1 protein-coding gene is annotated in these 712 nt (G+C 36.0%); it reads right to left on the bottom strand.

All coding sequences use genetic code 11. The features are described from left to right. The coding region (locus ACRCJ0_RS17575) for a glycogen/starch/alpha-glucan phosphorylase (protein ID WP_431391438.1) at window positions 1-712 on the bottom strand (712 nt) is incomplete at both ends.

Below are 712 nucleotides of genomic sequence, written 5' to 3'. Positions count from 1 at the left end.
CGAATACCACTTTCAAGTGTGGTGCCACGTCTAAGTCATTTTCAATTAATTCTGATAATGACAAGATTAAATGAATAATATCTTTAGCAATCGTATAGGCTGGCGCTGCTTTACCACCGAAAATAATGGTAATTGGCGTTCCAGGAATGTTCCCTGCTTTAATTTCGTGGTATTTGTAGATGATGTATAAGGCCAGCATTTGTTGACGTTTATATTCATGAATACGTTTAATTTGAACATCTACAATTGAATGACGGTCAATGTTAATGTCACGTGTACGTTGCAAGTGGTCTGCCAAGGCATTTTTATTTTCTCTCTTAATGTGACGTAATTCATCTAATACCTTGTCATCATTTTCGAATGCTAATAAGTCTGTTAAGTCAGCATCTTCACGCCATTTTGTCCCAATGTGTTCATCAATAAAGTTTGTTAACGACGGGTTACATGCCATTAACCAACGACGGAAAGTAATCCCGTTTGTTTTATTTGAGAATTTTTCAGGATAAATCTCATAAAAATGGTTTAACTCGTTATTTTTCAATATTTCTGTATGTAAAGCGGCAACCCCATTAGTCGAGAATCCAAAATGAATCGCAATCGATGCCATATGAACTGTACCCCATTTGTCAATAATTTGCACCGCTGGTTTATCCGGAAATTCATCTTTAATGATTTCGTCTAGCTTCGTAATGATTTCAGCAATTTCTGGTAC

Source organism: Aerococcus sp. L_32 (assembly GCF_050689315.1).
This window is presented reverse-complemented; position numbering and strand designations above follow the sequence as displayed.